19 protein-coding genes are annotated in these 19,966 nt (G+C 41.0%); 7 read left to right on the forward strand and 12 right to left on the reverse strand.

The window, feature by feature from the left end; genetic code table 11:
* Positions 1–793 precede the first annotated feature (793 nt).
* Positions 794–1,360 carry a DUF1836 domain-containing protein gene (locus tag AC0VZ9_RS13870; protein ID WP_341002095.1) on the reverse strand — a complete coding sequence of 189 codons (567 nt, stop codon included), beginning with the start codon at positions 1,358–1,360 and terminating at the stop codon, positions 794–796.
* A 143-nt stretch (positions 1,361–1,503) separates the two neighbouring features.
* Between AC0VZ9_RS13870 and trhA the strand changes: the two genes are divergently transcribed.
* On the forward strand, positions 1,504–2,151 hold the full coding sequence (gene trhA / locus AC0VZ9_RS13875) for a PAQR family membrane homeostasis protein TrhA (protein WP_258753454.1): 648 nt from the start codon (positions 1,504–1,506) through the stop codon (positions 2,149–2,151).
* 44 nt (positions 2,152–2,195) lie between these two features.
* Here the strand turns inward: trhA and AC0VZ9_RS13880 are convergent, their stop codons facing one another.
* Positions 2,196–3,569 (reverse strand): N-acetylmuramoyl-L-alanine amidase, encoded by a 1,374-nt coding sequence (locus AC0VZ9_RS13880; RefSeq protein ID WP_284521977.1) that lies wholly within the window; start codon positions 3,567–3,569, stop codon positions 2,196–2,198.
* Between the two features lie 264 nt (positions 3,570–3,833).
* On the opposite strand from AC0VZ9_RS13880, the gene AC0VZ9_RS13885 reads away from it, so the two are divergent.
* Complete coding sequence (locus AC0VZ9_RS13885; RefSeq protein ID WP_009334444.1) at positions 3,834–4,439, forward strand: CotY/CotZ family spore coat protein; 606 nt, start codon at positions 3,834–3,836, stop codon at positions 4,437–4,439.
* Between the two features lie 125 nt (positions 4,440–4,564).
* Here the strand turns inward: AC0VZ9_RS13885 and AC0VZ9_RS13890 are convergent, their stop codons facing one another.
* Both AC0VZ9_RS13890 and AC0VZ9_RS13895 read right to left on the reverse strand, forming a co-directional pair.
* Positions 4,565–4,930: a hypothetical protein gene (locus AC0VZ9_RS13890; RefSeq protein ID WP_019381055.1), complete on the reverse strand. Its 366-nt coding sequence runs from the start codon at positions 4,928–4,930 to the stop codon at positions 4,565–4,567.
* Positions 4,931–4,941: 11 nt separating this feature from the next.
* Positions 4,942–6,129, reverse strand: coding sequence for a ParM/StbA family protein (locus AC0VZ9_RS13895; protein WP_217024716.1), 1,188 nt, complete (start codon positions 6,127–6,129; stop codon positions 4,942–4,944).
* Between the two features lie 240 nt (positions 6,130–6,369).
* Here AC0VZ9_RS13895 and AC0VZ9_RS13900 point away from each other — a divergent pair, with 240 nt between their 5' ends.
* The 3 genes from AC0VZ9_RS13900 to AC0VZ9_RS13910 all read left to right on the forward strand — a co-directional run bounded on the left by AC0VZ9_RS13900 (position 6,370) and on the right by AC0VZ9_RS13910 (position 10,346).
* Entirely contained in the window at positions 6,370–7,137 is a 768-nt protein-coding gene (locus tag AC0VZ9_RS13900) for a CsxC family protein (protein WP_475396349.1), read from the forward strand.
* A gap of 225 nt (positions 7,138–7,362) precedes the next feature.
* Positions 7,363–8,139, forward strand: a complete 777-nt coding sequence (locus AC0VZ9_RS13905) for a CsxC family protein (protein ID WP_475396350.1) — start codon at positions 7,363–7,365, stop codon at positions 8,137–8,139.
* Between the two features lie 173 nt (positions 8,140–8,312).
* On the forward strand, positions 8,313–10,346 hold the full coding sequence (locus tag AC0VZ9_RS13910) for a hypothetical protein (RefSeq protein WP_475396351.1): 2,034 nt from the start codon (positions 8,313–8,315) through the stop codon (positions 10,344–10,346).
* Positions 10,347–10,494: 148 nt separating this feature from the next.
* On the opposite strand, the gene AC0VZ9_RS13915 is transcribed toward AC0VZ9_RS13910, so the two are convergent.
* The gene (locus tag AC0VZ9_RS13915; RefSeq protein ID WP_258753448.1) at positions 10,495–11,220 is read right to left on the reverse strand and encodes a CsxC family protein; all 726 of its coding nucleotides are present in this window, start codon (positions 11,218–11,220) and stop codon (positions 10,495–10,497) included.
* A 343-nt stretch (positions 11,221–11,563) separates the two neighbouring features.
* On the opposite strand from AC0VZ9_RS13915, the gene AC0VZ9_RS13920 reads away from it, so the two are divergent.
* Together AC0VZ9_RS13920 and AC0VZ9_RS13925 are read left to right on the forward strand one after the other, a co-directional pair.
* The gene (locus tag AC0VZ9_RS13920; RefSeq protein ID WP_009334436.1) at positions 11,564–12,328 is read left to right on the forward strand and encodes a type II toxin-antitoxin system SpoIISA family toxin; all 765 of its coding nucleotides are present in this window, start codon (positions 11,564–11,566) and stop codon (positions 12,326–12,328) included.
* Positions 12,309–12,488, forward strand: coding sequence for a type II toxin-antitoxin system SpoIISB family antitoxin (locus tag AC0VZ9_RS13925; protein ID WP_009334435.1), 180 nt, complete (start codon positions 12,309–12,311; stop codon positions 12,486–12,488). The genes AC0VZ9_RS13920 and AC0VZ9_RS13925 overlap by 20 nt, the downstream gene beginning before the upstream one ends.
* Before the next feature lie 263 nt (positions 12,489–12,751).
* On the opposite strand, the gene AC0VZ9_RS13930 is transcribed toward AC0VZ9_RS13925, so the two are convergent.
* The 7 genes from AC0VZ9_RS13930 to leuC all read right to left on the reverse strand — a co-directional run bounded on the left by AC0VZ9_RS13930 (position 12,752) and on the right by leuC (position 19,956).
* Entirely contained in the window at positions 12,752–14,122 is a 1,371-nt protein-coding gene (locus tag AC0VZ9_RS13930; RefSeq protein ID WP_386849734.1) for an aldehyde dehydrogenase, read from the reverse strand.
* A gap of 123 nt (positions 14,123–14,245) precedes the next feature.
* Entirely contained in the window at positions 14,246–14,842 is a 597-nt protein-coding gene (locus AC0VZ9_RS13935) for a flavin reductase family protein (RefSeq protein ID WP_019383155.1), read from the reverse strand.
* 20 nt (positions 14,843–14,862) lie between these two features.
* Entirely contained in the window at positions 14,863–16,110 is a 1,248-nt protein-coding gene (locus tag AC0VZ9_RS13940) for an MFS transporter (RefSeq protein ID WP_251264497.1), read from the reverse strand.
* 24 nt (positions 16,111–16,134) lie between these two features.
* Positions 16,135–17,643: a sodium:solute symporter family protein gene (locus tag AC0VZ9_RS13945; RefSeq protein ID WP_475396352.1), complete on the reverse strand. Its 1,509-nt coding sequence runs from the start codon at positions 17,641–17,643 to the stop codon at positions 16,135–16,137.
* Complete coding sequence (locus AC0VZ9_RS13950; RefSeq protein ID WP_019383158.1) at positions 17,640–17,900, reverse strand: hypothetical protein; 261 nt, start codon at positions 17,898–17,900, stop codon at positions 17,640–17,642. Before AC0VZ9_RS13950 ends, AC0VZ9_RS13945 begins: the two co-directional genes overlap by 4 nt.
* A gap of 26 nt (positions 17,901–17,926) precedes the next feature.
* Positions 17,927–18,532, reverse strand: coding sequence for a 3-isopropylmalate dehydratase small subunit (leuD, locus tag AC0VZ9_RS13955; RefSeq protein ID WP_251156390.1), 606 nt, complete (start codon positions 18,530–18,532; stop codon positions 17,927–17,929).
* Positions 18,529–19,956: a 3-isopropylmalate dehydratase large subunit gene (leuC, locus tag AC0VZ9_RS13960; protein WP_251264498.1), complete on the reverse strand. Its 1,428-nt coding sequence runs from the start codon at positions 19,954–19,956 to the stop codon at positions 18,529–18,531. Before leuC ends, leuD begins: the two co-directional genes overlap by 4 nt.
* Positions 19,957–19,966 lie beyond the last annotated feature (10 nt).

The raw sequence follows: 19,966 nt of genomic DNA on the forward strand, positions 1-19,966 counted from the left end.
TGGTTTATAGGACGAAGACGGGAGTGGTTTGGACTCTGGCCCGGGGTTGACTACTTTTCTGTCCGAAGTCGTGGCAGGTTCGGACTCTGGCCCGGGAGTTTCTCCTTTTACTGTCCGAAGTCGTGGCAGGTTCGGACTCTGGCACATGGATTTTCTCCGTTTACTGTCCGAAGTCGTGGCAGGTTCGGACTCTGGCAAGGGAGTTTCTCCTATTACTGTCCGAAGTCGTGGCAGGTTCGGACTCTGGCACAGGGATTTTCCCTTTTTCTGTCCGAAGTCGTGGCAGGTTCGGACTCTGGTACGGGAGTTTCTCCTATTACTGTCCAAAGTCGTGGCGGGTTCGGACTCTGGCAAGGGAGTTTCTCCTATTACTGTCCGAAGTCGTGGCGGGTTCGGACTCTAGCACGGGATTTTCTCCTTTTACTGTCCGAAGTCGTGGCAGGTTCGGACTCTGGCAAGGGGTTTTCTCCTTTTTCTGTCCGAGGTCAAGGCAGGTTCGGACTTTGGCACATAGATTTTCCCTTTTTCTGTCCGAAGTTGTGGCAGGTTCGGACTCTGGCACATGAAGTTGTGGCAGGTACGGACTCTATGAGCGTCATGTCGTTTTCTCCTGTCCGAACCAATTGCTTATTTTTAAAACAAATTTTTAAGGAAGTTGAAAATTACCCTCGGAATCCACAGTACGATCCGAATAAATATTGAGATCACAATGGAATCCAGGAATTCATTCAAAATCTCACGCAGCAGCCCTGGTTTTCGTTTTTCGCTTTTCTTAATGGAGTTTCCCGCCTTCCTATTTTTGATCCGCTTCATTTTTTACATCGTCTACAATGCGTTCAGCTGCTTTTCGGTACAAGTTGCTCATGTGAACCAGTGATGTTGCCAGCAGGACTTTTTCAAGCTCAGCTGGCTGATCTTCATTAAGCTCTTTTGCTTCCTCTGCTGCCCTGGATGCCTGATTTTCCAGATCATTCACAAATGCATCAACATTAAGTTTAGTTAAATCGAGGTATAGCTGATAAAAATGGTCCAGATCCATCTTTCCTTCTGCTGTTCGGGTGTTGACGCCATTTAATAGGCTTTTAATATCGTTTATGGATAGAGCCCCTTTAAGCTGATAAATGAAAGCAATTAAAATAAGATGCTCCTTTGAATATTTTTTATTTTTGACAGAAAAAAACAATTTCCCTTTTGCATAGTTATTTATCATTGTCTTAGTTAGCACTTTTTCCTCTTCGTTTCTCGTCGAGCTGCCAAAAGTATTTTCAAATAGCTGGATCACCTGATCCATATATAAATCTATCTGCGGGATATCTTCCAATTGAATTTGATTATCCGCAATGAGTTTACCCATTTCCATATTTATCCCTCAAATCCTCACCTGTTATTATATAAATTCTACTTAAAAAAGCATAAGTTGTAAATATTGACTAGATGACGTTTTGTATATATTATATTAAGTAGTTATTAAAACTACATAAAAGAACATTAGGAGGAGATATTATGAATTCATACATCCGGGAGCCCATAAATGGATTGACCCATTTAGCAGGAGCCATTTTATCCTTTGCCGGATTGCTTGCCATGGTTATCAAAGCCTCACTGACGACATCTTCACCGCTTGCCATTACTGCTGTTGCTATTTTTGGAATCAGTTTGATGCTGCTCTATTCAGCCTCAGCTACCTATCATATGGTGATAGCTAAAGATAAAGTCATTGCCTTTTTAAGAAAGCTGGATCATTCCATGATTTATGTATTGATTGCAGGTTCCTATACACCTTTTTGCCTTATTACTTTAAATGGTGTGACCGGCTGGGTTCTATTTTCCATTGTTTCTGCTGTTGCTTTATCGGGGATTCTGTTTAAAATGATCTGGTTCAGATCTCCCCGCTGGCTATCAACAGCCTTATACATTGCAATGGGATGGATTATTGTTTTTGCCTTTTCGCCGCTTTCTGAGTCTTTAAGCAGTAATGGTGTAATGCTTCTTTTGCTGGGAGGCATCCTATACACGATAGGCGGAGTGATTTATGCGATTAAACCAAAGTTCCTGGAGTTCAAACATTTGGGTTTTCATGAGATTTTTCATATTTTCATTATGATGGGAAGCATGGCACACTTTCTTTGTGTGTTCATGTATGTGATCTGACAGATAGTTAAAAAAGCGGACACCCTCATGTCCGCTTTTTTTGATTAGCTGCCTTCTACATCCTTCACAACAGCTTCTAATTTCTGATCAGAAAATCTAACCATGTTTTTGTAGATGTTCAGGATAGATTGAGCATAATTGGTTCCAGGCACAGCCCATTTGCCATTCAGTTCCTGCCATAGCTTTGCCGAACCTCTTTTCACAAGGCTGAAACGCGGATCCGCCAGTGGATATTTAGGAGGCAGCGGCTGTGTAGAAGCATAGGCATATAAATGCTGAATATGTGCTAAAACGCCTTCTTCCTGTGTGGAAAAGCTTGCTCCTGCCGCACCATTCCCTGTTGCGCCGATTCCTGCATAATTATTCTGGCCAGGTTTAACATCACCAGTGAATCGGAGAAAGTTGGTTTCATGCATGGCCTGTGCAAAAGCTATATCCCCTCTGATACCATAATATTCCCCAATAGCCGAATAGAATGAACCTAAATTGGCAGCATTCGGGTTTACCTGTTTTGCATATTGATTCATATGCTCTGGTGACAAATGCGTTACTCCCAGAATGGAATAGCCTTTGGGTTCAGAAGGCACTGCCGGCGGAGCGTCTGACAGTATATAGGCATCTGTTATTCCCGCTTTTTTTACTGTTTCCAGTTGTTTTTCTGCATTTTCCTTCGTACTGAAAGCACCGGCCTGTACCCTGTACCAGACCGTGCCTGAAATTTCAGCAGTGGCTATAACCGTTTCAATGCTTTTATTTTTTAGAGCGGCAGACCTTTCCTCAGCATTTTTTCTATTTGTAAATGAACCGGCAATCACTCTGTATAGATTACTGGGATCGACTGGCTTTGGCGGCTGCGGCGGGACTGCCGGTTTCGCTTTAAGGCTAAAGGCTTTTGCAATTCCATTAACATGTCCCTGTGCCACCCTTTGTCTCCACAGCGGATCTTTCATTAAAGCGGCATCTGCAGAATTATCAATAAACCCATTTTCTGTTAAAAGGGCTGGCATGGCTGATTCACGCAGTACATGAAAGTCAGCTTTCTTCTTACCTCTATCGATGAGCTTATTCAGTTTAGTGACTTCAGCATGGATAATATTCTGATAGCTGGCTGTCTGGGAAGTGCTGCCAAGGCTGTTATGAATAAAATCTTCATAGCCCCTCGCTGCACCATTCGCGGCATTACAGTGTATGGAGAGGTAAAAATCAGCCCCCCAGCTATTAGCTTCAGATGTCCTTTGGCTCAAACTCTTAGTTGTATCATTTTCACGGCTCATTCTAACTTCTATATTCTGATAGCCGGCCAATAAGATATTTTTTATATTTTTTGCGATATCAAGCGCAATATCTTTCTCTCTTATTCCGTTTCCCTGTGCTCCTGGATCAGTACCTCCGTGTCCAGGGTCTAAATAAAGCTTCATGGTCCTCACTCCTTTATTATTGAATTCTTATATTTCAAAGTTTGGAGCTTCCCAGTTCATTATAAATCAATTTAACACAGCAAGTACTTGCATGTAATAGTGTATGTTTAAAAGCAGAAATGGCTTGTACGCATGACCAGGCAATATTGATTTCCATAGCAGGAATCATAAAAAATTGTCTTTTAATAGGCGACATTCTCATTCAAAAACTTAGGTGCAGCCGTATGCTAATGGTGGAACTAATTTTTCGGGGAGTGAAAAATCATGGGTTTGTGCGGGAAGAAAAACAATAAAGAGTTTGAGAGGCATGATTTTTGCCATGAGCATGATTGCGACTGTGAATGTCATATAAAACCAGACTGGGACGAAGGTAAACACCGGAAAAATTTCTATGAAAATTGTGTTGAAGAGGTTTTGGAGGCCATTTTTAAAGCCCAGAAAAAAGCAGGGTTAGATGATGAATGCAGAAGTTCCTGCCGGGAATCCATTGATGACCTCATGGGAGGACAAAAGAAACCAAAAAAGAATACAATTCCATTCCTTTTATATTGCGGGAGCTGTGAACCATTTAAAGCTACAGGTGTGACCACATTCACTCATCATTCCAAGGAAAAGAAATTTGCTTGTATAACATCATTCATTTTTAGAATTAAAGAATTTGATGGCAAATGTGCTGTATTGGAATTGTTGACTTTCAAGCAATGTAAATCTTCTAAAGACCCGTTTAAATCACATACAAAAGATTTTTGTTCACCTTGCAGCCAAATCGATTGTGAAAACGTAGAAGATCTCATTCCTACAGGTATATGCATAAATGTGGATCTTTCCTGTTTTTGTGCTGTAACCTGTCTGCCTGCCATCCGCTTATAGAACTTTACTATTCCTGCTTGTATTATGGGCTTTGCTAAATGATTCGCCGATTCCTAACACTATGAATAGCCCAGTAAAAAAGGTGCACCATTCTGGCATGGCGCACCTTTTTTGCATTAAGCAGATTAGCCTCCAAAAGCCTCCAGCACATCCTCTACTTCTTTTATATCAACCTCATCTGAAATTGACTCATGAAGAGCCTTCTTCTCTTTATATGCTGGCGTCTGGACTGGAACATAGCCTGATTGCATCATTTTCTTAATTTCATTAATTTCTGCGAGTATGATGTCGCTGTTCATATTTTTGGGATGGAGATAGCTGTTTAAAGCTGATAAAACTAAATGGATCAGCGTATTATTATTGGAATGATAGTCGACTTGATCCTGTATCTTCTTTGAGACTTTTACAGATGCCCCAGTTTTGACATCAATGAACTGATCTGGGATTGTTAATGCGGTCTTATTAACATAGTCGGTATAGGTTCTGAACATTTCCATCATCCTTAACCTTTGGTTGTCATAATATGATTACTTCCTTTATCTCTTTTTAGCTGATTCATTTTTGCCAGAATCATAAGACCAAGGACATTTAATTTCTCCATATTTTCAGGAAACGTTAATTCAATTGGCCTTCCTCTATCCGACCATTTTGCTGCAGCTTCCTGAATTTGCTTTTGGGCGAGTTTGGCTGCTCCTCCAACAGCAATATAACGGACAGCTCCTTTAATCTCTGATGAACTGCTCCTCACCCGATCAAAATGCTCCAGGTATTTAATTGCCATTGACTTCAGCTGCGGCAAAATGTATTTGCTGATATCCTTTCTGACCCCTGCAAAAGGCTCGACATACCACCCTGCGGGTCCTTCTGCCAACTTTTCCTCCAGTTCGGCACGGGAGTCAAATCGGTACATTTCCTTTTTACTCACCCTTTGAATGATGTGATCAAGAAACTGATTGATCCCGAAAGGCTCGCCCTCTACAGATGCGACAGGCTTATTATTTTTTATTCCGACAAAGTCGACAGAGTCTCCCCCAAGGTCTCCGATGATAATCCCTTTTTGTGATTCTTTAACAAGTTCTTCATCCTTGATTCCCAAAGTTTCCTGATCTCTTGTTAATCCCAAATAGGCACAAGCACCTTCTGCACCGACAATGACATCATTGATTATAACTTTAACGGTTAACTCCTTAGGCTCAGAAAGCCCGGGAACTTTATGAAAGATGATCGTATGTGTTCCAGCCAGTTTGTCTTTTAGGCGGGTTTTTCTTTCTTTATACTGTGTTGTCGGAAGAGAAACAGCTAATTGATCAATAGAATAAGTGATTTCTGTTTCTTCCGGATGCTGAAGAACTGCATGATAGCCTGCCAGGCCGAACAGCAGCAAATAGGTTCTATCTTCATCAACTTTCTGGTTATTGAATGCAGTCAGGCTCACGTCCCGCTGTTTAGCCGCTGCTTTTCCGATATAGAAAATTTCCCTTCTATCCACAACGGCCTGGCTCTTTACCTCCACAATTAAATTATCTTCAAACACTATATCATCATCATCGTATGGCTTTTCGTAAAATTCTTCATCAAAAAGAGCAATAGCATTTGGAATTTGATATTCTGACAGAATACCATTTTCAGAAGCTAATGCCTTATACCAGCTGTTTCCGATATCTACAGCAAGAAAATTGTGTCTATCCATTTCTCCTCACTCCTCCTTTTGAATCTTATGCGTGATAGAAGTCCAATTGTGCCCGTACTAATTTAAATTTTATCGCAGCCTTACCGAGTATCAGCGAAGAAAAAAGAAGAACGCAGCTGCATGCAGCTGCGTTTTATCCGCCATTGTATCATCCAGAGAAATTTCCATGTTTGTCCAATGCATTAAACTGCTTAAATGCATAATATATCTTGAAGTAATTATTAATAAGGAGGAACAACATTGAAAAAAGAAAATAAGTGTGTAGATATTAACGTGTCTGCTAATGTTGGAGAGTGTAACTACTCTCCGGGAGCTGCGCCAATTGCTCCTGCAGGCGAAGCTATTATTAAAGTACCTGTAGAACTTGCCGTTTTGAATGTTAGGACAAACCTGGCTGCCAAAATCACATTCCCAGAGCCGGTATTAGAAATCAAAGATATTAAGAAAAGAGTACAAATCGTCCAATGTAAGCTTCTTCTCCCTGGGGTTGCCGCAGGCAGCGATCCATTTGTGGAGGGCTCTTACCATCTATTCATAAAAGGATTTGTACGCAAGAATATTCAATACGCAGCTCCTTGCTATAATTCAGGAGTATGTGTAAACTCTGAAATGCGTTCTTTGACTACTGATGTACCTTTTGAATGTGTTGTGGAAATTGCAGAAGATGATTTTGACAGAACTCCGCAGCTTCCTTTCCTGAACGCGCGTGCTGAATTTGATTTCTTCAGACAGCAGGAACTTGGACGTGGTTTCCCAGAAAAAGATCACTTCTTATCCAGCGACCTTTCCCAATTCCACCAGAATAGCAGCCAGTTCTACAATGAGATGCCATTTTGCGAGCTGATATCAAGTAATATCACGGAATGGGACGAGGCTCTTGACCGAAAGCCGTTCGACCATCACGCCAATTGGGGTGAAGGAACATTTGAAAGTATGTCAGAAAAAATGTTCCTTCAATTTACTGTGAAAGTTCTTCAAAAACAGCAAGTTCGAGTGGCAGCTCTATAATAAAATGAATGGGCAGGACCTATTTTCTCATGGGAATAGGTCCTGCTTTTTTATGCGGATTTTCATATTAGCATAATATTCACAGTTTCATTAAAATGACATTCACCTACACTAATCCCCTTGCCTATTTTTGTTTTGAGTCTCTGTCATTTAATAGGTATACGCCCAAACATAGTCGTTTATCATGCATATGATGTGTTTATCATGATTTCAGGAGGAGCCCATATGTCAGAAGAACATAAAGATCGAGATCAAGCAGAATGCCAGATTTCAGCTCAAAACTGTGAGTGTGAGAGCACCTTCCATCATCCGCATGTAAGCATTGGAAAGATTACTGCAAAGGTTCCAGTAGTTTTGGCAGAACTCTCACTCAAAGTTCATGTGAATGCCTTGATTACTTTTCCCGAACCAGTCCTTGAGATTAAAGACATTAAAAAAACTGTAAAATTAACACAATGCAGGCTTCTATTGCCGACTGACCAATTATTTGTTAAAGGGTTTATCCGAAAGAATATTCAATACGCCAGTCCTTGTCCTGACATCGAGATGCATTCCGATAAAAGCATTGCTTCAGATATTCATTCCTATACAGTTGATGTACCTTTTCAATGTTTGACTGAAATTAAAAAATTCCTGACTTGTCCTGTAATGCCGGAAACTAACCACCGCCATGAATTTGATTTTCTTGTATCAAAACCAATGCCTCGCGGATATCCTGAAAAAGATGAAATGCAGTCGAGTGATCTTTCACAATTTCATCAGAAAAGCGTACAGCACTATAACGAATTGCCCTTTTGTGAATTGATTTCCAGCAGAATTATAGAATGGGATGAAGCAATTGACCGCCGTCCACTGCCTAATCGCTCACCCATTGGGGAAGGCGTCTTCACAAAAGTGGAGGAAAAAATGGTTTTGGACCTGGCCATAAAAGTCCTCCAAAAACAGCAAATTCGTGTATCTTCAACTACGAATGATCACGAAGATTGCTTTGACTGCGAATAGACATCCAATTTGCATTGAAAAAGTAATTAAAAAGGCGTGTTTTCAACAGCCTTCAGTTATTTATTTTGAACAACTTTACCATTTTAATAGAAAAGGTTTTTAAGATTTAACGTAAGGAGGGGACCGGTGAGGATGCTCTAAAATGGCAGCACCTTCCTAAGCATATGAGTGATATGAGAAGTGCCTACAACCGGATTTATCGTATCGGTAAAGACTCAGATAATCCATTGGAACAGCAGCAATTATTCTTTTATACGGGGAATGATTTAAAAAGCCCAAAAACAGCAGAACTGGATAATAAATTGGACTCCGGAGAAAATCAAAAAGATACTGGCAGGTCTATTTCAGGAAAAAAAACTAAATCATTTCCATTAATTTTACCGCCTCCCGCAGTGGAAGCGCGTCAAATAATCAAAACGAGTGTAAAGCCTGAAGAAGCAGCTGATAAGGAGACTCATGAGGAGAATGTTGTGCGTGCTAAATATATTTCCCATACATCCAAGTCAAATAGCATAGTATTGCCAAAATACCTTAAAGAAATGTTGACGCCTTTTTCTCCTATGCTGAGCTGGTCCCCTTCATTACCAAGCAAATATTCTAACAATAGGATCTTGTTAAGCGAAAGTAAATCCAGTATGAGAGAAGATAAACACCTTTTACCAGCCGAGACTATTCCAGCTTATGACCCTTCACAGGAAATGATTCAGATTGACAAGGAAATGGGACCATCTTTAGATAATGAAAAGTCGATTAAAGCGAAATCTTTTGAAGAAGAACTGGATCTGACAGAGGAATTTATACGCTTACTTGATAACCACGATATTGCAGCTGCATCCAAAACCATTCAAACTGGTGGATCCCAAAGTGATTACTCAATTGTGTCGGAAGCAGAAGTGTTCAATGAAGAAGATGGAGCGGAAGACAACACCCCTGCCATGAAATCTTCTTTGTTTTTGGAATCTGTGAATTCATTAGAGGAAGAATTTGCAGACATGCTGGAGGAGTCTTCTTCAGATGATGATGAATCTGCTAACAATCTCTATCGCCAGGACGAAGTATTTGCACTGCTGTTAGATTCCTCTTATAACCAAAGTGAATCCTCCTCCTATCATCATGCAAGAAATGAACGTGTGTACTGTGAAGCTGAGTCATCCGAACCAGTTGAAGCATATCCATTTGAGGAATCATCCAGTGATAAACCCATGAAGGAATGGCAGTCAGACTTAAGTGATGAATCTTCCAGTTATGATGGAGAATTCTCCCGTCTTTTGAAAGAAGCATGCAGCTTGCTCGATATGCAGGCCGAAGACACCATCCCACTGCAGGAGAAATTTTTGGCTTTGATGGAAGAATCAACAGACAGCAATCATTTGTTCTTTGAAGTATCAAATGATGAGTTTTTCTTAGCAAGTGAATGTGAAAGCTCCGAATCTGCAGATGATGATGAAGAGAAATATGATAAAGTATCTTCATTGCTTGAACACTTTTCGGCAATGCTTCAAGATATTACATTCAATGAAGCTCCAAATGCTGAATCGGAAGAGCCCCCCTCTCTAACAACCGAAATTGAGAGTATATCTGAATCCATATCGGAAGAAACTTCTAGTGATGTGAAGTTTGATCATCAATTAGAGGAGTCCTCTTCCAGCAGCTGTATTTTAGTCAACGAACAGCAAACACAATGTTATAAGGAGTCCCGAAGCAATGGGCCAATAGTAAAACTGCCTGTTTTAGTAGGCAAAACAGATATGGAGATTCATATCTTTGATTGCTTTCCAATAAACTGTAAGTCTATGCACATAACTAAAGTGGAATGGCAAGTGGATTCACTAAGCTGTAAGGCTCTTTTTCCATCACGAAGTGTTTTTATTAAAGGCTTGCTCATAGCTGACACGATGTTCACTGCTGATAAGCAGGTGAAAAACATTAGGATCCCAATTTCAATAGAAAAATCGATCGAGCTTGATTGTATATGTATCCCTGATTTGCCGCACTCATCATGTAATAATGAGTTTACGTTCCTGAATGAAAATGCTCTTGATCAACATTTTGAATTCTATCAGCAATTTTCGGAGGAAATCACCTGCAAGCTGAATTCGATCCATGTTCTCTGGTATAGCAATGTATTGGAGAATGAAGGTTTGGAAATACAAGGGAAAGCAGTTTTATCCATTGATTTTCTACAGGAGCAATATGTACAGATTTAAAGGAGGGCAGCTTCGAAAGTGCCCTTCGTGTTTTTTTCTTTGGATAACTTTTAAATATTATTTTTAAAAAGTTATTAATGAGCAGCACTGCTGATTTCAGGACAAATGAAAAAAAGGCACCGGAACGGCACCTTTTTTACAGCATGAATTATTGCTCTTCTTCTGGAAGCAATCCGGTAGCTGGAGTAAATTGAGTCTGTGTCAATCTGATAACAAGATTAATATCATCTTTTTCAGTTAATTTGTTGAATCTTCCCCATTTATCAAAGTTCCTTAAAAAGTTAGCTTCTGTTAAATTCCAGCTGACTAGTTTACAGTGAATAGGCTCATTCAAGAATTCAAAAGTATTGGAACCAAAGGTGCAGCGGTCAGCACCCATACCGTCCTTAGCCAATTCCCTGATTTCCCGGTTATCACTATTCTTTGAGCTTAATGCAGGTACTGGAATTGGAGCTGGCAAAGTAACACGAGTAAAGCACTTGAATGGAACGTTTACCATATAGTCCTTAACATAACCATCGCAATCTTCAACATATTGAATATTTTTATGAATATATCCTTCTACAAACACTTTTACAATATTAGTAGTAGTTCCTGTTGCTGGGCGGAAAGGAACCGCTTCACATTGGGTAAGAAAGATATTTTTTCTGATTACTTTAATATCTGATGCATAATCTGGAAGATGAATTTCGGATTCAGTAAGAGCTTGGATAGGTACTTGTCCGATAACTGTTTCAACTTCAGTACCCCTTACAACAGGACCTGTAACTTCACAAAAATGATCATGTGATTTTGCTGTATCGCAAGCTGGCATAGCTGGACATTTTCCGGAAGAATGCCCTTTTCCACAGCCGCAACCGTTGTTTTTTCTCATATTTTGCACTCCTTATAAAATATTATTCAGCCAAAGTCAAACAAGCTTCTTATACCATTAGCTTGCTTTCTTTTGACTTACTATTTATATATGTTGAGAGTGATGACTTTGAATGGACAAGTATAGTAGGACAATTAATCAATTTTTCATTCTTTGTAAAAAAAACAGAATCTGCGGTGAAGGATGTATCACTTATCGATTCAAAGAAAATAAAAATAGGTATTTTCTCATGTTTTCTTCATCCTTCAATAATCTTCAAATTATTGGCATATTTTCTGTTATAATAAATTTATAAATTATTAAAATATTCAAACTAAATATTCTGGTGGACGAGGCGATTTTTTTGCTGATATTCTTCAAGGTTGCAGTTTGGATTATTGTCGCTTGTCTCGGTTTTTATGTTATTTCTGTCTGGTTGTGGGAAAAGAAAGTAAAAGAAAGAATGCCCGTCATTCGGAAAACCTGGTATATCATTTATGTACTTGGTGCAGTAGTTTATTGGACGAACAAACCAGATTCCATTTTTACTGATTGGCAGAACTACCTCATTGTCGCGGTTATATTTGCTCTGGTTGATGCCTTTGTTTTTCTGGGTTCCTATCTGAAAAGAGTTGGAAATAACGAGTTGGCTACTGACACAAGGGAATTGCTCGAAGAAAACAGTGATTTGCTGAATTCACACATGAATAAGCTAAAATCGTTTCAGTATTTATTGAAAAATGAGCCCATTGAGATTTATTATGGAAACAAGGAAGCATATCTCGCCGGCATTGAAAAACTTCTGGCGGACTTTGCGGAAAAAGTGGATATGAAGATATCCTTATGCAAATACACAACAGAGGAAGAAAAGGACTATCTGCTTGAGCACTACACTGATAAAGCTTTGATTCATAGCCGTCTGGACCGCAGAGAAGTGTATTATGATGCTGAAGAAAAGCTGGCGCTGATTCCTTTTTCCATTCTTGAAGATGACTATGTAATTAAACTTACCTCCGATCAATTTGTTACAGAATTCGACTACTTGCTTTTCACTTCACTCATTTCAATATACGATCTAATGCTCCCTGCCGAACAGGAGGACGAAGACCATGAAGGATCCAGCGGATAAAAAAACGGAGAATCATGAGATACATTCTAAAAACACTATGAAAACGCTCAAAAAAAAATCCCGGATCAGCCTTCCGGGATTTGAAGTAAGTCCCCACACCGAACGGATATTAAAAAAGAACAAAAGATTAATAAGCGTTTATACCAAAACAAAGGCTTGAGCATACTATATGGCGTGGAAGGAAATTTCTTCCGCGCCCTATTCATGTTCAATTGAAGGGGACATATAATAAAGATAAAAAGGGCTGATTCCAATGAAAAAACTGACCAAGAAAGTGAAAAATATTAACTTCCCCACATTCTCGGTTTCACCATATACCAAAAACCTCTCAAAAAAAACAGAGGCCGCCATACAGGATTTAAACAAGGGGCTCAAACCTCCGAAAAATAATGCATAAAAAAACCGCCTTGCAAAATAAGACGGTTATTTTATAAAAAGCTTCACTTTTTTCAATGCATCTTTTGTAGTCGGATATCGGAATGGCAAATCGAATCTGGTGGTTTGCTTCAGTATGCTTTTTTCATGTGAGAACACATCAAAGCTTCCCTTGCCATGATAAGCTCCAATCCCGCTCTCCCCTACTCCCCCGAAAGGCAGATACGGTGAACTAAGATGATAAACGGTATCATTAATGCATCCCCCTCCAAAGGAAATGCTGCTTAGAATCTGGTTTTGGACATCCTCACTTTCAGTGAAGATATATAGCGCTAAAGGTTTCGGGCGTGCTGTAACCTCTGAAATCATTCCGGACAAGTCATCATATTCCAGCACCGGCAGAATTGGTCCAAATATTTCATCCTGCATGACCTCATCAGCCCATGTAATATCCCCAAGTACAGTTGGTTCTATGGTGAGAGAGCTGCAATCATGCCTTCCCCCGTGAACAGTGGTGCCATCGGTTAAAAATTTGGTGAGACGGCTGAAGTGCTTCTCACTGACGATTCTCGTGAATTGGCCGGATGCAATCGGGTTCTTTCCATAAAGCTCCTGAATAGATTGTTTTAATTTTTTCAGGAATTCATCTTTAATTCTGCTGTGAACATAAATATAATCCGGAGCCACACAAGTTTGGCCGGCATTAATATATTTTCCCCAGGCAATTCTCTTCGCAGCAAGTTTCAAGTTGGCATCTTCATGCACGATGCACGGGCTCTTCCCTCCCAATTCAAGGGTAACAGGAGTAAGGTGCCTGGATGCTGCTTCCATGATGATTTTTCCGACAGGGACACTGCCTGTGAAGAAAATATAATCGACCTTTTCATTTAATAGGGCTGTGCTTGTTGCTGCGCCGCCTTCAACAACTGAAATAAATTCTTGAGGGAAATGATTGCTGATCATTTTTGAAAGCAATGCCGAAGTCTGCGGGGTCAATTCCGATGGCTTCAGGATGGCGCAATTCCCTGCGGCTATCGCTCCGATCAGGGGTGCAATCGCCAGCTGGAAAGGATAATTCCAAGGAGCTATGATTAGCGCAACTCCATATGGTTCAGGATATATGCAGCTTTTCGAACCGAATTGTGCAATCGATGACTTCACTTTTCTGGGTTTGGCCCATTTTTTTAAATGTTTCAAGGTAAAACGGATTTCCTCCAGGAGGATTCCAATCTCAGTCAAGTACGCATCGAACTCACTTTTATTGAGATCCGCCTTTAACGCATCCATCAATTCCTGCTCATGCTGCTTAATGACCGAACGAAGCTTGCCGAGCGCTTCCATTCGGAATGTGACATCCTTTGTTTTACCCTGGTTGAAGAAATTTCTTTGTTTTTGAATGAGATCCGCGTAGTTTTCCATGGAATACCTCCAGATGGGGCTATGTTTTAAGGTTATATTATCATCTTGGCTGGAGGAAATACATAAATAGGTATACTCCCATTGCAAAAAAAATGCCGGCCATAAGGTCCGGCTTTTGAAAATTTATCTCGGCAGCTTGAAGAATTCACTGCTTTCACTATAGTTTCCTGCCAGCCTTCCAAGAGGCTGCAGTTTTTCTAAATTCACTTTATAATTACCGAGGTAGTAATCATCGTCAATATGATAATGTACCATTCTCCCAATAATAAGGTGATCGCTTCCCAGCTTAATAATTTGTTCGAGTTTGCATTCCATATGGATTGGTGCTTCTCTTACCCTCTTAGGGGCGACTAAATGACTTTCAGCAGCGGAAAGCCCTGCTGTTTCAAACTCATCAGCATTACTCGGGAGATTCTCTGCACTTTTTTGCATTTGGTTTCCTAATGGCGCGGGAACTACATTGATGACAAACTCTTTTGTCGCCCGGATATTGACCAATGTATCTTTTTCTGTACCTTCCCTCTCGCCAACCCCGGGACCAATAGAAAAACAGAGCATAGGAGGATTTCTTGAAGCAACACTGAAAAAACTGAAAGGTGCGAGATTCTGGCTGCCATCCTCAGATACTGTGGAAACCCAGGCAATCGGCCTTGGGACGACAGATCCGGTTAATAATTTGTACACTTCTTTTTCTCCAAGTTCCGAGGGATTAAATTCCATTCGGATCACTCCTTCCATTTTTAAATAACAAAGTTATTCTTTTTATTCATAATCATTAATGTTGTCAGTAAAGTAAAAACTATAAACATCATACCTGTGATTAAAAACCACCCGGAAGAAAATTGCCCCGTCTGATCCACGATTAAACCAAATAATGGCGGAATGATAATGGCCCCGGCTGACCCTAGAGTGATACTGATCCCGCTTGAGATGCCAGCTTGTTCTTTCGGCACCAATTCACTTGCAAGATTCATCCAGATTCCATTGAAGCCTGAAGCTGCAAATCCAAAGAGAGCTGTAATGGGAGCCATTACCCAAAAAGGGGCTGAAGTAATGACCGCAGCTGACGTACTGGCCAAAGCGGTCATTATGGTAATGATCATTAGGATCACAACACGCTTTCCTTCAAATAGCCTGTCGCTAATGATTCCCCAGGCAACCCTGCCAATAGTTCCGGATATTTCAGATATAACCAGGAGAATACCTGATAAAAAGATGGAAATATTCAGCTGTTCATAGGCAAATAAAACAATATACGTATTTAAGCACATTTGTGTGCCATTCAAACCGAGAGCACTAAAGCTTATCAGCATCAAAGCTTTATTTTTAAACATTTTAAACATTGATTTGTAAAATTGGAGCAAACTCATGCTGCTGCCTTTCGCTTGCTCCAATTCAGGCGGATCCCGGTAAAAATGATAGGAGACGAAGCCGCCCGCCAATAATAGAAGGCAAGCCGTAAGAAGTACAAATCTCCAGCCAAAAGTTACACTAAGCGGAAGCAGTATCAAACTGGCCAGAGCTGATCCTGCTGTGATGCCAGTTTGTTTTATTCCCATTGCTGTGCCCCGCTGTTTGAGCGGGAACCAATAAATGATGCCTCTATTTGTGATCGGGTGCATGGATCCATACCCAATTCCGCCGATAACAATTAATAACAGGACAAGCCAGAAATCATGATGCAATGTCATGAACAGAAAGCCTAACCCCATTAAGGCCGACGCCAGGACCAATAATTTACGGGATCCTGCAAGGTCAGTCAGAAAGCCGGCTGGAACTGAAATGATCGCCTGGCCCAAAAATAGAGCCGCCGGGAGCATGCCGATTTGCGACTTGGTCAGGGAAAGATCCTCCCCGATTAAAACTCCCAAGGGTCCAATGCTTCTGCCAACAAATGCTACCATCAGCTGTGCCAGCAGAAGAAATAATAGCATTTTCCATGGATTTTCATTGATGGCAAATTGCTTTTCTGCCAGTGAATTACTCATAATTTATCATCTCTTTTTTGGCTTTTATGCCTTTAAATTGAGTGCAGACAAATCTTCCTCCAGAACTTTGCTCTTTGAAACAGCAGGACCTAATAGAGAACCTGCAATACAGATAAAGAAGTTCAATCCTAATCCAATGACGCCGCCGTGAATTCCATAGATGGTTTTATAGCCTGTAAGAGTAAGCAATCCTGCTAATATAGCGCCTGCAAGCATCCCCCAGAAGACAGCCTTTCCTGATAAACGCTGCCAATATAAGCCCAGTACAAAAGCCGGGAAAACCTGAACAAGCAATTCGAATTTTAGGACGAAAATTTCATATAGCGTTCCCGGTGGATTCCAGGCAATCCACAGAAGAAAGATGATGGCAATGATTCCGCACACTTTTCCGACCATGACCTTCTTATGTTCAGTTGCTTTAGGATTGATGAATTTTCCATATACGTCATTTGAGAGCATGGATGAAAAGCTGAGCAAAACTGAGTCGGCTGTAGAAATAATGGCAGCAACAATCCCGCCAAAGAAGATGATCATAATCCAGTAATAAAATGGATTAATGGCAGCGATCTCATTGGCCATCAGTCCTACGAGCTGTTCAGACCCAGTCTTATCCAGTCCAGGAAAAAGCATAATTCCAATAATGCCTACCATAAATACAAGCCCAGTTGTAATTGGCGGCATCCATGCCATGCGGGCAAATGATTTCTTCAGGGTTTTCTCGCTTTGCGCAGAATATATTCTTTGAACAGCATGCGGATAAATACTTGCTCCCAGTCCAACAAGCAGGAGCATACTCAGCCAGTTGATATTCACTTCCATTGGAGGGACTGCCGTTTTTGCAGGCTCCAGATCTGCTACATACCTTGTAACATCAAAGAAATTGCCTCCGACGAGATACAAGCCGCCGATGAGGAAGACAATGATTCCGATCATAAGAACAATACCTTGCATAACATCCGTAAAAGCAACTGCCTTCATTCCGTCCATCCACTCATAGGCAAGCATAACAGCTACAAAGACGATAACAGCTATTTGGTATGGGATTGTTCCGCCTGTCATCCCTGATACAGCCTGGCCGATTGCTACAAGCTGTTCTAAAAGATAGTTTCCAAGCCCCCAAAGCATAAGAAAAATACTAAGCAATGTGACTGCTTTCGATTTGAAGCGGTGATCGATCCAGTCAGTAGGTGTAACAAAGTTTCTTTTCTTTGCAATGACATATAATCTTGGTGCAAACAGTAAATAGATTCCGATAATGATTGTCATAAATGAAATGGACTGAATCCACGAGAAACCTGTCCTATATGCTGTTGGGGCATATCCGACAATGGTATTCCCGCTATATTGCGTCGCATATAAGGTGAAAAAGAGTGCGATAAAACCGAGATTCCTTCCGGCAAGATAGTACCCTGAAAGACTGTGATGAAGGTTCTTCTCACCTCTGCCCGATAAGTATCCAATTAACAGCATGATTATGGCAAAGGCTGATAAAATAATGATCCCATCTGTGCCTGCAAAAGCTAAATCATTCATGATTTATCCCCCTTTGCTTTTTCGGCTTCTTCCTGTTCCTCTACGATATTCCACTCATTCACACAAAGCCAGCTTAAATATCCGCACATGATAATGGAAAAAGCTGTCGAAATAAATGCCCATAACGGAAACCCTAGAATATAGGGCTCAGCTGCTGCATCCGGAAAATACCAGGGTACTACTCCAAGTGTAATGATGGCGAGGACTATCCAAATCCATTTTTTTCGAATAGGTTCTTTTATCGTTCTGTTTTCCATATGGCTTCCTCCCTTTTGCTGAAATTTTAAACCTCCAGCTTATAGAAAATCTTATGTGCCGATTCATAGGAGTCTATTAATTCAGCTGATTGAAGCGTTGCCCCGATTTCGTCCAGCCCCTTTAACAGCTGATCTTTTCGGTAAGAAACGATATCGAATTCGACCATGTACCCGAAGGAGTCCTCAATTCTTTGATTCTCTAAATCTACGCTCAGCTGATAACCAGGTGATTCATTGCTTTTTTGAAACAAAACTTCAATATCCTTTTCAGGCAAGACTATTGGCAGGATGCCATTTTTAAAACAATTATTATAGAAAATATCTGCGAATGAAGATGCCAGGATCACTCTAATCCCATATTCTGCAATCGCCCAGGGTGCGTGCTCTCTGGATGAGCCGCAGCCAAAGTTTTTCCTTGCCAGCAGAATCGGTGCATTCCGGTAAGGTTCCCGATTTAGAATGAAATCCGGTTTTTCCCTGCCATCTTCGTATCGCCATTCGTAGAAGAGGAATTCGCCAAACCCAGTTCTTTCAATTCTTTTTAAAAACTGTTTTGGAATGATGGCATCTGTATCAACATTTGCAGTATCAAGTGGAGCAACTATGCCTGTAAATCTGGTAAAAGACTTCATTGTACACTGACCTCCTTGCTATATTTAACAGGCCACTCCCTTACATCTATAAACCGGCCGGCAATCGCTGCAGCAGCAGCCATTTCAGGACTGACCAAATGGGTCCTCGCATTTCTTCCCTGCCTGCCTTCAAAATTCCGGTTGGAGGTCGATGCACAGCGTTCTTCCGGAAGAACCAAATCCTCATTCATACCGAGGCACATGCTGCATCCTGCTTCTCTCCATTGAAAACCGGCGCTGATAAAAATTTGATCTAGACCTTCAGCTTCTGCCTGCATTTTTACAAGCTGTGAACCAGGAACAACTAGCGCTTCCACCTGTTCAGCAACTTTGTAACCGTTTACGATTTTTGCCGCTTTTCGAAGATCTTCTATCCGGCTGTTTGTGCAGGAGCCGATAAAGACTTTATTGACAGCAATTTCTGTGATGGGTGTTCCTGGCTGAAGGTCCATGTACTTTAATGCTTTTTTAGCTGGACCTATTTGATCTGCAGGCAGATCTTCCATTAGCGGTATAACTTTTGTAATACCTGTTACCTGGCCCGGATTCGTCCCCCAGGTAACCTGCGGGATTATTTCAGCTGCATTAAAGTCAGCAGTCAGATCAAATTCGGCATCTTCGTCAGTATAATATTTCTTCCATTCTGCAAGAGCTTCTTCCCACTCGATTCCATCAGGAACAGCTTGTTTCCCTTTTAAATAGTTAAAGGTTTTTTCGTCAGGCTGAATCAGCCCTGCCCTTGCTCCCATTTCAATGCTCATATTGCATACGGTCATTCGCTCTTCCATTGTTAAATTACGAATCGCTTCACCGCGATACTCCACAACATAGCCAGTAGCAAAATCGTGGCCATACTTTCCAATGATTGAAAGTATAAGATCTTTGGCAGTAGTTCCTTGCGGCAAAGTGCCATGTATATTAATTGCTAATGTTTTGGATTTAAATTGCTTTAATGTCTGAGTGGCAAGGACATGTTCTACTTCACTTGTGCCAATGCCAAAGGCAAGTGCCCCGAAAGCTCCATGTGTAGAGGTATGGCTGTCACCGCAGACAATGGTCATCCCGGGCTGTGTTAAGCCAAGCTCCGGGGCAATGACGTGTACAATACCCTGATTTCGGCTATCCAGGTCAAAAAGCTGTATGCCAAACTCCCTGCAGTTGTTTGCCAGAGCGTCAACTTGCTTTTTGGCGATTTGGTCTTTAAAAGGAAGAGAACGGTCGGTTGTTGGGATGCTGTGATCCATGGTAGCCACAGTCAGATCCGGCCTTCTCACTTTGCGATTCTTAATTCTTAAGCCTTCAAATGCCTGTGGTGATGTGACCTCATGCACTAAATGAAGATCAATGTACAAAAGGGAAGGCTGATCCTGTTCATCCACGACTACATGTTTTTCCCAGATTTTCTCATATAAGGTCCGCCCCATTTTGAAGCCC

Source organism: Cytobacillus sp. QJM3NY_8 (assembly GCF_056173585.1).